Genomic DNA, 13,242 nt, shown 5'->3' on the forward strand with positions numbered 1-13,242 from the left:
CTCACCGCGACACAGAAGGTGGAGTATACCGTGCGGCGTCGGCGACGCGCCACAGCCCGGACCGCCGCGCCCACCCGATCGCGTTTCCGCTCACCCGAATCTCGACCAGGCCGCCGCGCGTCCGGCCGAGCCGGACCTCTTCTCCCGCGCCGAGGAGGTAGGGAGAGCGCGGCTGCTCGTCGGGGGCCGGCCCGACTTCGAGGACCGGCACCACGACGACCGCCTCCGGATGCCGCCGCTCCTCCCTGGCGCGCAGGAGGAGCCAGCCCGACGCCAGAACGCCGAGCGCCAACACCACGGTGCCGCCCACGAAAAGACCGCGCCGCGCTCGGCGAAGCGCCGCGAGCCCTCCGGTCAGCGCGCCCGCCAGGGCAAGCAAGGCCGCGACCCACCATGCTTCCCCCGTCGAGAGCGCGATTCCCGGCGACTGCGGGGTCCGTTCCCGCTCCCCCGATCCCTGGGTCGCCTCGGCGCGCGCCCGTGCGATCGCGAGATTGGCTCGGACATCCTGGGCGCGCGGATCGATTCTCTGCGCGGCGAGAAGAAACGCGACGGATCGCCCCGGATCACCCCTGGAGAGTGCGTCGGTGCCCGCGTTAAAGAGGGCGGCGGCGTCCACGCGCGGCTCGCGCCCAACCTCCGCGCGCGGCTCGCGCCCTCCGTTCGGCGCGGAGGCCGGCCCCGCCACCACCGTCACCAGCGCGATCGCGATCGCGGGCCCCAGGGCGCCCCACGCCTGCTTCACCGCGCGAGCTCTCCGCGGTAGCGCTCGAGCAGAGCCCGGACCGCGCGGAGCGCCTGCTTGGTGTCGGCGCCCCGCGTCTCCGGCGGCGCGTAGGCGATTCCCTCGAGCGACTCGAAGAGCGATTCGAGCGCCGAGATCTCGCCTTCCCCCGCGCCGCGCGAGCGAAGAATGCGGGTGAGCTCCCCCCGTGGCAGACCTGCCACATCCGCGTCGAACCGGTATCCGGCTCCGGCCCGAAGCGCGTTCTCCGCGAGCGCCGCGGCTCGCGCCGGCTGATTCTGCGACGCGAAGGATTCAGCACGCGCGAGATCCCGTGCGAGGAGCGCGGCGAGCGACTGCAGACGCAGGAATCGGGGATCCCGATGTTTCCGCGCGCGGATCCTCCCGGCCGCGATGGCGGCGCCATAGGCGAGCACCGAGAAACCGAAGACCGCCGTGCCGCCGTCGGGCGGGTCCAGCGTGAGCCTTCCGAACGGGCCGCTCGCACGCCGGGGCGCGGCAAGGATCGGCGGACCGGGTGAAGCGCGGCCCGCCTGGGATTCCGCGAGATTTCCGGGAAGGACCTGCACCTTCACGCTGTCGGATGCTTGCGACCGGTAGCGTCGCGCCTCCGGATCGAACCAGACCAATCGCACGGGCAGGATCACGAGGACGCCGGGCCGGTCCGCGACGAAGGCGACATCGGTCTCGCGTTCTCCCGTGAGCCGGTCCCCGCTTCGGTCGGTCCGGCTCGAGGAGCCGGCCACGTACTCCCGCGCCGCGCCCAAAGCGCGGATCTCCGGATCACGGATCGTCGGGATGTTGCCCGTCCCGCGTATGGTCGCGCGTGCCATGACCGGCTCCCCCGCGCGCGCGGTGAGCCCGTCCACGTGGAGCGCCAAGCGGAAGTCCCCCACCGCCCCGCGAAAACCGGAGGGAGCCCGAGGCGGAAGCGGGTCCACCGTGATCGTGATGGGGTCGCTGGTGAGCGCCACGTCTTGAGGTACGACCTCGGGCACCGCCAGCATGCTCCATGGATCCGGCGGCTGGATGACGCGGGCCACGCGGAAGCGGATCTGGGCCGGGCCGATCGTCAGGGCTCCCGTGCGGGTCGGGAAGAGGGCGGTGGGAATCTCCATCATCGCGTATTCCACCCCGTTCAAGGTCACACGCTCTTGACGCGGCGGCCCGAGTCCCTCGCTCCAGAAGCCCTTCGTGCCCGGCGCCTTCCAGTCCACGTCGCCGATGATGTCGACCCGCGAGTAGAGCCTGAGGCTCAACACGAGCTGCTGATTCCAGTAGACGCGCGGGTGGTCCACCGTGGCCTTGACAAAAACCTCCGGCGTCCCGGAGGGACCCGTTCCGGCTCCGCGGACCGGGCGCGGCGGGGCACCCCGCGACGCGGCGGCGCGCGACACGGTGAGGGTGAGCGGCGCCGATTCCGCGTGATCGCGACCCACCGAGATCCGAAGCGACGGAATGCTCACCAGCCCTTCCGTTCGTGGGATGAGCCGGTAGACGGTCGTCGACGTGCGCTCCACCCGCGCTTGGACCATTGAAAAATTCTGCGCCGTTCCCGCGCGCTGTACCTCGACGTTCCGGAGCGGCCGTACATCCACATCGGGGAGGTTGAGCCCCGCCGAGCGAATCCGCACCGTCAGGGTAGCCTCCTCGCCCGGTGCCACGTGATCCGGCTCGAGCGTCGCCTCGATGGAGAGCCTGCCGCTCGCCGATACGCCGGACCAGGAGGCGCGGGGAAGCGCTGCGGCGGCAAGAGTGACCGCAAGCGCGGTCGCGATGAGCCCGGTCTTACCAATCACGATGCCCGGTCTCCTCCTGGCGGCGGCCCTGATCCTCATGCATCCTCGCCCGCCGCTCGGACTCCAGCGCTTGAAGCCACTGCTCCGCTTCCTCGCGCGTGAACTCCCCGCTCGACCCCCGCGGCGTTTGTCTCGGCTCTTTTGCCCCGCCCCCCATCGGCTGCGGCACGGGATTTTCCCGGCCACCCGGCGTCGGGGGCCCCGCGCCCCCGGCCTGCGGCTCACGTCGCGGCTGGCCGAGGGGTTGCCGCAAGCGCCGGATCGCCTCTTCGAGATTTCGCTTGGCGTCGAGATCCCTGGGGGTGATGCGCAGCGCCTCGCGGTAATACCGCGCCGCCTCTGCGAATCGCATGGCGCGCATCGATTGGTTCCCCATGTTGTACGCCGCCGCAGCGCGGGCGGGATCCCCGCGAAGGGTCATCGCCTCTCCGAAGCGGATTTGCGCGGAATCGGCCTCACCTCTGCCGAGATGCGCCAGCGCCTCGTCGTAGGGGATCACGGCCGAGCTGGGCATCTCGGAACGACCGGCGCGCAGTGCGTCGAGCGCTTCGTCCAATCGGTGGGCCCGGAGCGCGCGCACCCCTTTCCGCGCGGGCCCGCCCCACTCGTAGATCGCCCCCAGCGCGGTGAGGGTGAGCACGAGCAGCGCCGCGCCCCGCTTCATCGACGCCGCCGCGGCACGAGCCGCTCCATCACGAGCAGCACGCCCGCCGCCGCGGCAAACCATGGAAAGCGTTCGTTGTACGCGCGGATCGAGCGCCCCTTCGCCTCGTAGGCTCCTCCGGACCGGATCGGCTCGACGAGTCGGAGCGCTGCCCGTCCTGTTCCATCCGCCCTCTCGTATCGCCCTCCTCCCTGCTCCGCCAGGCTCCGGAGCGTTTTCTCATCCAACCGCGTGATCACGATTCTGCCCTCGGCGTCGCGCTTCACATCGCGCACGGCGCCGGTCGTATCCACCACCGGGATCGTCGTCCCCTCGGGAGTCCCGAGGCCGATCGTATAGAGCCTCGCGCCCGCGCGCCTCACGCTCTGCAAGGCGCGACCCGGATCCCCTTCGAGGTTTTCTCCGTCCGAGAAGAGCACGATGGCCCGCGGTCTCTCCCCCGGCCGCGCCAGCAGGCGGGCGGCGAGCGTCAGCGCCGCGCCCAGGTCCGTTCCCGGCCGATCCATGTTCCGCGTGCTCGCGGTTTCCACGATCGACGCAAGCCCCTCGCGATCGGTGGAGAGCGGGCTCACGATCTTGGCCGACCCCGCGAACGTCACGAGCCCGATCTGCGACCCCTCGAGCGCGGTGAGAAGGGACAGCGCCTCGCGCTTGGCGGCCGAGAGCCGATCCGGACGGAGATCGGGTGCGTCCATGCTCCGCGAAAGGTCGAGCGCGATCACGGCATCGACTCCGAGCGCCGTGGTTGTCACGAGGCGAAACCCCGACTGCGGCCGCATCAGCCCGAGGCCCGCCAGCGCGAGCGCCGTGAGCGAAAGACCGATGCGCCACGCCCGGGTACGCGATCCGGCTTCCCCGCTCAGCGCCCGCAGCGCTTCCGGATCGCCGAGCGATCGTTCGGTGCGGAACCGCTCGCGAGCCGCGACCCATGCCAGGAGCGCGACCCCGAGCACGATCCAGAGCAGATGGATGAGCTGCGGTGAGGACCAGCGCATCGCGTTAAGGATACCGGTTCAACACGGTGAATCCGAGGAGGAGCTCCAGCGCGAGGAGCGCGCCGCCGAGCGCCAGGGCGCGCGGCCCCAACTCGGCCCACTGGGTATAGGAACGCATCTCGACGCGCGAGGGTTCCAGCGCGCCGATCTCGCGGTAGACCTGGCTCAGAAGCTCCGCCGAGGTCGCCCGGAAATACCGCCCTCGTGTTTCACGGGCCACTTCCTTCAGGGTCGCCTCATCCACTTCGGACGCGACCCACACGTAGTGACGCCCCAGCACCGGATCATCCACCGGGAACGGGGCCGCGCCCTGCGTGCCGGCGCCGATCGCATAGATGCGGACCCCGACCGCCTTCGCGAGCCGCGCCGCGGTGACCGGATCGACCGGGCCGGCATTATTGATTCCGTCGGTGAGCAGGATCAGCACCTTGCTTTTCCCAGGCGCCCGGTCGAGACGTTCCGCCGACTGAGCGATCGCCGCTCCGACGGCGGTTCCGTCCGGCAGCTGTCCGAAATCCAGCCCGTCGATGAGGGAGCACAGGCCGTCGTAGTCCAGCGTGAGCGGGGAGATCAGCTCGCTCCTCCCGGCGAACGCGACGAGCCCGATCCGGTCCTGGACCCTCCCGCGGACGAATTCCTTGGCGACCTGCCTCGCGACGAAGAGGCGGTTCCGCGGCCGGAAATCCTCGGAGCGCATGCTTCCGGAGAGGTCGATCGCGAGCATGATGTCGATTCCCTCGCTCACCACCTCGCGCATCTCGCGCCCCGCCTGGGGCCGCGCGGCCGCGAGGAGGACGAGCCCGACGGCCAGGGGCCGAAGTCCTGGAAGCAGGCGCGCGGACCGCGCGCGGATCCCCGCGGCGGGCGGAAGCGCGGCCAAGCTCGAATAGCCCAGCTCGGGATCGCGCCACGCGGCTCTCTTCCGCGCGAGCCAGAATGTGAGCGCGAACGGGATGAAAAGCAGGAGATACCAGGGCTCGGCGAATCGCATCGCTAGGCCGCTCCCTGGCGCGCGGACGAAGGCGGCCCGGGCGGAGGCGGCTGCGGGGCCCCAGGCTGCGGGGTTTCCGTCGGTCTGGGCCGGGCGATCAGCCGCCCCGCGATCGACCCCGCCAGACGCAGGATCTCCCTCGCCTCCGATTCCTCGTCCTCAAAGCGCGCGAACTTCGCGAGATCGGCGCGCGTGAGCGCCGCGACCAGATCGTCTCGACCCTTCGCGATCACCCGGTCGCCTGTCAGCTCTCTCGCGAGCTCGGTCGTGGTGAGATCCAGGGCCGGCACGCCGGTCACGGCCGCCACGTACGCGCGCAACGCAAGCGCGAGCCGCTCGTAAAATACATCGCGAGGAATCACCGGGAACTCGCTCCGAAGCGCGCCGAGGGCCCGGCTCAGGATCGCTTCGGGGGCCTCGGGCGGCCCCGCCGCGGCGGGGAGCCGCCGCCGCGCGCGGGCGCGGATCCAACGCGCAATCATGGCCGCCACCGCCGCCACGGCCACCGCGACCAGGAAGCCGGCGAGGACATAGTCCACGGGGCGGAGCGGCGTGTCGATGGGGCCGCGGTCGGGCCGAATCGCGCCCGTCGCGGCCGGGGTGAGGGAATCCACGAACAGGGTGTCCCGCGGAAACTCCACGGTGTCGGCGAGGGCGTCCACGTGAATCTGCAGGGCGGCCCGCGGGAGCTCGATCGCGCCCAGATCGAACCCCCGCACGAGGTACTCGCGCGACCATACGGATCCGCCGTGCTCGGATCTCTGGGAAGGCGCTCTCGTGGAGTCGATCTCGAGGGAGGAGGGCAGGCTGCCCAGAACAGCGGCTCCTGCCCGCGCGCCCGGACCGAGCGAAGCGGCGAGTCTCCAGGAAACCCGGTCTCCAAGGGTTCCCCGCGCGGGCTTGAGCTCGCTCCGCAGCCGAACGTGGATCTCGCCCAACGCTTCGTCGCGCTCGACCACGCGCCGCGGCGCGGTGCCCGTGATCCCGCCGCAGCCGGCGAGGGAACAAACGACCCCTAGAAGAAGCGCGCCTCGAAGACGCCTTCGGCCGGCGGAGGACACCGCGATTCAGCGCCGGAAGGCGCGCTGCTCGAAATGCCGGACCAGCTCGGGCGCGACCGGCGAGCCGCACGTGACACGGATCCGGTCCGCGCGCGCGCGCGTGAGCACTTCCTTGAGCACCCGCTGCCGGCGGGCCCGGGTGCCCCGCCATTCGCGCCGCGCGCCCGCGGAGCCCAGGTTCACCGTCCGGGTCACACCGGTCTCGAGGTCCCTGACCTGGATGAGACCCCGCGCGGGAAGGTCCTCCTCGAGCGGATCCTGGACCTCGACCGCCACGATCTCGTGCCGGCGGGCGAGGAGGTTCAGGGGCCGGTCGAAGGATTCCGCGAACCAATCCGAAATGAGGAAGAGAACCGCGCGGCGGCGGAGCACGCGTCCGAGGAAGGCGAGCGCGCCGTGGAGGTCGGTGCCCGTGCCGCGGGGCTCGAACGCGACGAGATCCCGCACGATCCGGAGCGACCGCGCCCGGCTCTTGGATGGAGGAAGGTAGAGCTCGACCCGGTCGGTGAAGAGGAGAAGCCCCACACGGTCGCGATTGCGGCTCGCGGCGAGCGCGAGCAAGGCGCCCGCCTCCGCCGCCGTGTTGCGCTTCGTTCTCGCCGTGCTTCCGAACCGCAGCGATCCGGAGAGGTCCAGGGCCAGGACGACCGTGAGCTCGCGCTCCTCGTCGAATCGCTTCACGAACGGCCGGCCGTGCCGGGCGGTGACGTTCCAGTCGATCGTGCGCACGTCGTCCCCGGCGACGTACTCGCGCACCTCCGAAAACTCGAGCCCCTTCCCCCGAAACGCGCTCCGGTAGGCGCCCGCGAAGACCTCCTCCACCGCCCTGCGGCTTCGGATCGTGAGGCGCCGGACCTGGGCCAGAAGCTCCGGCGTGATCACGGGACCTCGACGCGGGCGAGAATCCGGCGGGTCACTTCGTCCACCGGCACGCCCTCGGCTTCGGCCTCATAGGTGAGGAGGATGCGGTGGCGGAACACATCCGGCGCGATCCCCTTGATATCGTCCGGGGTCACGTAGGCGCGGCCCTCGAGAAACGCGAGCGCTCGCGAGCCGCGGGCGAGCGCGAGGGTCGCGCGCGGGGAAGCGCCATACTGGATGAGCGGCCTCAGGTCGAGCCCGAACCGCTCCGGCTCCCGGGTGGCGTGCACGAGATCGACAATGTATTTTCGAATCCGCTCGTCCAGATAGATGGCGTTCACCAGATGCCTCGAATCGAGGATCCTCTTGGCCGCGATCACCGGCTCGGGAGGAGCCGGGGGCTCCCCGCCCATGCGATCCAGAATGAGCCCTTCCTCCTCGGGGCTCGGGTAGCCTACGCGAATCTTGAGAAGGAAGCGGTCCATCTGGGCCTCGGGCAGCGGGTAGGTTCCCTCCTGCTCGATAGGATTCTGGGTCGCGAGGACCCAGAAGAGTCTTTCGAGCGGATAGGTCGCGTCCCCGATCGTCACCTGCCGCTCCTGCATCGCTTCCAGGAGCGCGCTCTGCACCTTGGCCGGCGCTCGGTTGATCTCGTCGGCCAGAAGGATCTGGGTGAAAACGGGCCCGAACTTGGGGGCGAACGAGCCTTTGCTGGGATCAAAGATCAGGGTTCCGGTCAAATCCGCCGGCAGGAGGTCGGGCGTGAACTGAATCCGGTGAAACGTCGCCTGGATCGCCTGGGCCACCGTCTTCACCGCGAGGGTCTTCGCGAGACCCGGAACGCCCTCCAGCAGAAGATGCCCGTCCGCCAGAAGCCCGACCAGGATCCGCCGGATCATTTCCGTCTGCCCCACGATGATCGACTCCACCGACTCGAGGAGGGTCCCGAGGAAGGCGCTCTCCTCACGGACCTTCGCGTTTCGCTCTTCGATGGTGAGCTGGGGCGTCAACGCGGCGCGGCTTGGGGTTATTGAGTCCGATTCGAGTAAAGCGGGAAGGCCCGGCAGAGCTCCTCGACCTGGGCGCGGATCTTCGCGAGGGCGGCGGGCTCCCCCCGGTGCCGGAGCGCGTCGTCGATCCAACCCGCCAGGTGGTGGAACTCGCTCTCCGCCAGCCCGCGCGTGGTGACCGCCGCGGACCCGATCCGGATCCCGCTCGTGACGGCAGGGGGCCTGGGGTCGTTCGGCACCGCGTTCTTGTTCACGGTGATTCCCGCTTCATGAAGCGCCGACTCCCCGTCCGCCCCCGAAAACCCGGCCTCGCGCAGGTCGACGAGAAGGAGGTGATTGTCGGTTCCTCCCGTGACGAGCCGATACCCCCGTTTGCTGAGCCCCTCGGCGAGCGCCTTCGCGTTCGCGACCACTTGCTTGGCATAGGCCCGGAACTCCGGGGTTGACGCCTCCTTGAAGCAAACCGCCTTGGCGGCAATCATGTGCATCAGGGGGCCGCCCTGCATACCCGGAAATACCGATTTATCAACCGACTTCGCGTACTCCTTCTTGCAGAGAATGAATCCGCTGCGCGGCCCGCGCAGGGTCTTGTGCGCGGTGGATGTGACGACATCTGCGTAGGGAATGGGATTCGGATGGACGCCTCCCGCGATCAGCCCCGCGACGTGGGCCATGTCGAAGACGAACTTCGCGCCGACCTCGTCCGCGATCGCGCGGAGCTTCGGGAAATCGAAGAATCGCGGGTACGCGCTCGCGCCGGCCACGAGCACCTGAGGCCTCGCCTCCCGGGCGAGCTTCGCCACCTGATCGTAGTCGAGCAGCCCGGTTTCGGGTGAAAGGCCATATTGGACGGCTTTGAAGAGAATTCCGGAGAAGCTCACCTTGTGGCCGTGGGTGAGGTGCCCCCCGTGCGCCAGCGCCATCCCGAGGAGGGTGGATCCGGGAGGCATGAGCGCCAGATAGGCGGCGAGGTTTGCCTGAGCGCCCGCGTGCGGCTGCACGTTGGCGTGCTCCGCGCCGAAGAGCGCCTTGGCGCGCTCGATCGCGTGCGACTCGGCCACGTCGACATGCTCGCATCCACCATAGTAGCGCCGGCCCGGATAGCCCTCGGCGTACTTGTTCGTGAGGGGCGAGCCCATGGCTTCGAGCACCGCCTCGCTCACGAAGTTCTCGGAGGCGATGAGCTCGAGCGTGCTCTGCTGCCGTCCGACTTCGGCGCGGATCGCCCGGTCGATCTCCGGGTCGACGGACCGAAGCGACGCCTCGCGCCGCGCCGCGGCGGCGGCGCCGAATCCGGTTGTCATGGGGGGCTTGGCTACCGCGCCTTCTTCGCCGCGCGCTGGACTTTTCCGCGCGCTTCCACCGGGAAGAGCCAGCCGAAGCGGTCGCGTACGCGGCCTTCCACGATATCGAAGAACGCCTTCTGCAGCTTTCGCGTGATGGGGCCAACCTCTCCGGTGCCGACGGGGATCCTGTCGACCCTCGTGATCGGCGTGATCTCGGCGGCGGTTCCCGTGAAGAACACCTCGTCCGAAATGTAGAGCATCTCGCGCGGGATTTGCTCCTCCCGCACTTCGAGCCCCATCTCGCGCCCCAGGGTGAGGATGCAGTCGCGCGTGACCCCAGGGAGGATTGCATTCGCGATCGTCGGCGTGTGGAGGGTCTCGCCGCGGACGAGGAAGATATTCTCGCCACTCCCTTCGGCGACGTAGCCGAACACGTCGAGCGCGATTCCCTCTTCGTAGCCGTCGGCGACCGCCTCGAGCTTGATCAGCTGGCTGTTCAGGTAATTGGCGCCGGTCTTCGCCATCGCCGGGAAAGTGTTCGGCGCCTGCCGCTGCCACGAGGAGACCCTGACCGAGATGCCGTGGTCCAGCGCGTCTTTGCCGAGGTACTTCCCCCAGTTCAACGTCGCGATTGCGACGTCGATCGGAACGCCGGTCGGATTCACGCCCAGCGTCTTGAAGCCCCGGTACACCACAGGCCGGATATAGCACGCCCCGCCGCCGTTCCTGCGAACGGTGTCCCGGATCGCGTCCATCAGCTCGTCATACCCGTAAGGACACTCGAGCCGCGCGATCTTGCAGGAGTCGAGCATGCGCTGCACGTGGCGGTCGAGGCGGAAGATCGCCGTGCCGCCCGGTGTGGCGTACGCCCGAATCCCTTCGAACACGCTCGAGCCGTAGTGCACGACGTGGGAGAGGACGTGGATTTTCGCATCCTCGTACGCCACGAACTTCCCGTTCATCCAGATCAGGCCGCTCGATTCACGCGCCATGCCTTCCTCCTTCCGGCGTGGTGTCATGGTCCGCTCGAGCGCCGCACGCCCTCGCGTCGCTCGACCGATTCTCGGATCACCGGAATCCATTCCAAGAGGTGGCTGCGAATCCTGTTGAACGTGTCACGATACTGGTCGGCGCTCCCGCCCATCGGGTCGAGGACTCCCTCGGGGGCCCGGTTGGCGGACGCCGCGCCTTTCTCCGTGATGAGGTGGACTCGATCCGCCGCCTCAGGCGCGAGCCCCCGCGCGTACTCGACGTGCTGCGGCTCCATGCCCAGGACCAGATCCGATGCGCGGATGAGCCCGGCGGTGAGCGGAGCCGAGCGGTGCGAGGAGAGGTCCACCCCGATCGCGGCGCAGACCTCCACCGCGAGATGCGTTGCGGGGGCGCCTTCGGTGGCGCCGGTGCCGGCGGAGACGACGCGCGTCACATCGGCGAGGTCTTTCGGGAGGAGCGATCGCAAGATTCCCTCAGCCATCGGACTGCGGCACGTGTTCCCCGTGCAAATCACCAGGACTTGGTACATGAACCTCACTTCGGGCAAGAGAACGAGGCTCCATCGAATAATCGAGTGTAGGAGCCGGGCCCGGCAGCGTCAAGTGGACCTTCCGGGCAGTGTCCTTCCAATACTGATGGGAGTCACGGAGGCCCGGCGGCTGAAGGGGACAGATTCACTCTGGACCGACAATGCGTAATTGAGAAGAGCCGGAGGTGTCCGGCTATGCGTCGCTCCGAGCCCGTCCAGATATCCCGTTCGATATTACTTGATGATGAGGACCCGCCCTTCTGTCGATTCCCTTCCGGCCTCGAGGCGATAGAAGTAGATTCCGGCAGCGAGCCGCCGCCCCGTCGCGTCGCGGCCGTCAAAGCGCACGGCGTGGCGTCCTGCGGGCATGTGCGCTTCCCTCAGAAGGGTGCGAACCCGGCGCCCTGTGGCGTCATAGATCCGCAGGCTGACCGCTCCCTCTCGGGAAGTCGTGAAAGCGACCGTGGCATCGGGGCGCAACGGGTTGGGCGCCACGACGGCGGCCGGCGAGGCCGGTGCCGTGATCTGTGGGGCCGCCTGACCCCCGCCTACGATCCGGATGGAGATGTTGTCGGTCTGGAACACCTCTGCTGTCGCCACGGGCGCGTCGAGCACCTGGAAGTCGAGGGTGGATCCGGAGACGGCGGCGGTGTAGTCGACGGTGGCCGTCTGCCAGGTCGGTGTGAGCGTGACCGCGGGCGAGAGCGTGGTGACGCCCTTCTGGGAGCCGCCCACGTACTCCCGCACGCGGAGGAGGGCCCTGCCGGCCGCCGTGGAGGAGCGGACCCAGGCCGTGAAGCGATACAGGGTGCCGGCCGCCGGGGTCGAGGCGACCCAATTGGGGCCGTCGTTCGCGCCGAATGTCGGAGTGCCGGTGGCCGGGCCCCGGATCTCCAGGGAGTAGCCGCCGTCGAGTCCGCCGGCGACACGCTGGATCGTCCCCCCGCCGTTGCCGCTCCATCCAGTGGTGTTCGTCTCGAAGGAGGGATTGCCGACCAGGTTGGGTCCGAGACCGGCGCTCGTTACGGTTACCGAGGCGGACGCCGTTGCGGTGCCTCCGGCGTTGTCGGTGACGAGCACGCTCGCGGTCCAGTTGCCGGCCGCGTACGTATGCGTCGCGGTGGAAGAGGCCTGGGGCCCGACGATGGTGCCGTCGCCGAAGTCGAACCGATAGGAGACGACGCTCCCATCGGAGTCGCTGGAGCCCGAGGCGTCAGCGGTATCAAAGAGCGGGGCGTTGCCGGTCGAGGGGCTGATGGTGAGCACGGCCGTCGGATTCTGATTCGGCGGCACGACCGTGATCGCGGTGGTGGCCGAGCCCGAGAGGGCGTTCGCCGCGGTGAACGTGACGTTGTACGGGGCCGGGCGCGCGTTTCCGCCGGCCGGAGTCCAGGTCAAGCTCCCCGAGGTGTGCGGCGAGGGCGAGGAGAATTGAGCATCATTCCCCGCCGGCAACCCCGTGAGGTCCGCGGTGAGCGATGTGATCGCCTCCCCGTCCGGATCGGAGGCCGTCACAGAGACCGTGAGCAGGCTCCCCGCCTGCACGGTCGCCGTCGCCGGGGCGGTCACCGCCGGAGCCCGATCCGCGCACGAGCGGACGGTCACGATTTGGATCGAGATATTGTCGGTCTGGAAGACCTCACCCGGCACGGCCGGAGCGTCGAGCACCTGGAGATCGAGCGTGGTCCCGGCGATGGTAGCGGTGTAGTCGACCGTGACCTTCTGCCACGCCGGGATGAGGGTGACCAGGGGCGATTCGGTGGTAACGCCTTTCTGAGAGCTTCCCTGGTACTCCCGCACGCGGAGGGAGCCCTTGCCGGTCGCGGCGGACGAGCGGACCCAGGCCGTGAAGCGATACAGGGTGCCGGCCGCCGGGGTCGAGGCGACCCAATTGGGGCCGTCATTCACCCCGAACTTCGGCGTGCCGGTGGCCGGGCCGCGGATCTCCAGGGAGAAGCCGCCGTCGAACCCGCCGGCGACACGCTGGATCGTCCCCCCACCGTTGCCGCTCCATCCGGTGGTGTTCGTCTCGAAGGACGGATTGCCGACCAGGTTCGGCCCCGTGATGACACCACAGGTCACGGCCACCGGGACCGAGGCGGTGGCCGTTCCTCCGCGGTCGTCGGTGACGAGCACGTTCGCGGTCCAGTTGCCGGCCGCGTACGTATGCGTCGCGGTGGAAGAGGCCTGGGGCCCGACGATGGTGCCGTCGCCGAAGTCGAACCGATAGGAGACGACGCTCCCATCGGAGTCGCTGGAGCCCGAGGCGTCAGCGGTATCAAAGAGCGGGGCGTTGCCGGTCGAGGGG

The 13,242-nt window shown here is 69.4% G+C and carries 12 protein-coding genes; all 12 read right to left on the minus strand.

The window, feature by feature from the left end; translation table 11 throughout:
• Position 1: 1 nt before the first annotated feature.
• Positions 2–745, minus strand: coding sequence for a hypothetical protein (locus tag E6K76_10785; GenBank protein ID TMQ57324.1), 744 nt, complete (start codon positions 743–745; stop codon positions 2–4).
• Positions 742–2,583: a protein BatD gene (locus tag E6K76_10790; GenBank protein ID TMQ57325.1), complete on the minus strand. Its 1,842-nt coding sequence runs from the start codon at positions 2,581–2,583 to the stop codon at positions 742–744. Before E6K76_10790 ends, E6K76_10785 begins: the two co-directional genes overlap by 4 nt.
• Complete coding sequence (locus tag E6K76_10795) at positions 2,534–3,208, minus strand: hypothetical protein (GenBank protein TMQ57326.1); 675 nt, start codon at positions 3,206–3,208, stop codon at positions 2,534–2,536. Before E6K76_10795 ends, E6K76_10790 begins: the two co-directional genes overlap by 50 nt.
• On the minus strand, positions 3,205–4,203 hold the full coding sequence (locus E6K76_10800) for a VWA domain-containing protein (protein ID TMQ57327.1): 999 nt from the start codon (positions 4,201–4,203) through the stop codon (positions 3,205–3,207). Before E6K76_10800 ends, E6K76_10795 begins: the two co-directional genes overlap by 4 nt.
• 4 nt (positions 4,204–4,207) lie before the next feature.
• Entirely contained in the window at positions 4,208–5,194 is a 987-nt protein-coding gene (locus E6K76_10805; protein ID TMQ57328.1) for a VWA domain-containing protein, read from the minus strand.
• Positions 5,195–5,196: 2 nt separating this feature from the next.
• Positions 5,197–6,255 carry a hypothetical protein gene (locus E6K76_10810; protein ID TMQ57329.1) on the minus strand — a complete coding sequence of 353 codons (1,059 nt, stop codon included), beginning with the start codon at positions 6,253–6,255 and terminating at the stop codon, positions 5,197–5,199.
• A 6-nt stretch (positions 6,256–6,261) separates the two neighbouring features.
• Positions 6,262–7,137 carry a DUF58 domain-containing protein gene (locus E6K76_10815; GenBank protein TMQ57330.1) on the minus strand — a complete coding sequence of 292 codons (876 nt, stop codon included), beginning with the start codon at positions 7,135–7,137 and terminating at the stop codon, positions 6,262–6,264.
• On the minus strand, positions 7,134–8,015 hold the full coding sequence (locus E6K76_10820) for an AAA family ATPase (protein ID TMQ57336.1): 882 nt from the start codon (positions 8,013–8,015) through the stop codon (positions 7,134–7,136). The genes E6K76_10815 and E6K76_10820 overlap by 4 nt, the downstream gene beginning before the upstream one ends.
• A 128-nt stretch (positions 8,016–8,143) precedes the next feature.
• On the minus strand, positions 8,144–9,430 hold the full coding sequence (locus E6K76_10825) for a serine hydroxymethyltransferase (GenBank protein ID TMQ57331.1): 1,287 nt from the start codon (positions 9,428–9,430) through the stop codon (positions 8,144–8,146).
• An 11-nt stretch (positions 9,431–9,441) separates the two neighbouring features.
• On the minus strand, positions 9,442–10,404 hold the full coding sequence (locus E6K76_10830) for a branched-chain amino acid transaminase (protein TMQ57332.1): 963 nt from the start codon (positions 10,402–10,404) through the stop codon (positions 9,442–9,444).
• Positions 10,405–10,427: 23 nt separating this feature from the next.
• Positions 10,428–10,934 (minus strand): low molecular weight protein arginine phosphatase, encoded by a 507-nt coding sequence (locus E6K76_10835; GenBank protein TMQ57333.1) that lies wholly within the window; start codon positions 10,932–10,934, stop codon positions 10,428–10,430.
• 234 nt (positions 10,935–11,168) lie between these two features.
• Positions 11,169–13,242 (minus strand): PKD domain-containing protein (locus E6K76_10840; GenBank protein ID TMQ57334.1); only part of this gene is annotated, 2,074 nt, incomplete at its 5' end.

This window comes from Candidatus Eisenbacteria bacterium, from assembly GCA_005893275.1.
In the GTDB taxonomy this organism is placed as follows: domain Bacteria; phylum Eisenbacteria; class RBG-16-71-46; order SZUA-252; family SZUA-252; genus WS-7.

What these genes read in the sequence shown, in the direction of transcription:
- E6K76_10825 (TMQ57331.1), bottom strand. Translation starts at nt 9,430, where the DNA reads ATGACAACCGGATTCGGCGCCGCCGCCGCGGCGCGGCGCGAGGCGTCG.
- E6K76_10805 (TMQ57328.1), bottom strand. Translation starts at nt 5,194, where the DNA reads ATGCGATTCGCCGAGCCCTGGTATCTCCTGCTTTTCATCCCGTTCGCG.
- E6K76_10790 (TMQ57325.1), bottom strand. Translation starts at nt 2,583, where the DNA reads ATGAGGATCAGGGCCGCCGCCAGGAGGAGACCGGGCATCGTGATTGGT.
- E6K76_10835 (TMQ57333.1), bottom strand. Translation starts at nt 10,934, where the DNA reads ATGTACCAAGTCCTGGTGATTTGCACGGGGAACACGTGCCGCAGTCCG.
- E6K76_10800 (TMQ57327.1), bottom strand. Translation starts at nt 4,203, where the DNA reads ATGCGCTGGTCCTCACCGCAGCTCATCCATCTGCTCTGGATCGTGCTC.
- E6K76_10820 (TMQ57336.1), bottom strand. Translation starts at nt 8,015, where the DNA reads ATGATCCGGCGGATCCTGGTCGGGCTTCTGGCGGACGGGCATCTTCTG.
- E6K76_10795 (TMQ57326.1), bottom strand. Translation starts at nt 3,208, where the DNA reads ATGAAGCGGGGCGCGGCGCTGCTCGTGCTCACCCTCACCGCGCTGGGG.
- E6K76_10830 (TMQ57332.1), bottom strand. Translation starts at nt 10,404, where the DNA reads ATGGCGCGTGAATCGAGCGGCCTGATCTGGATGAACGGGAAGTTCGTG.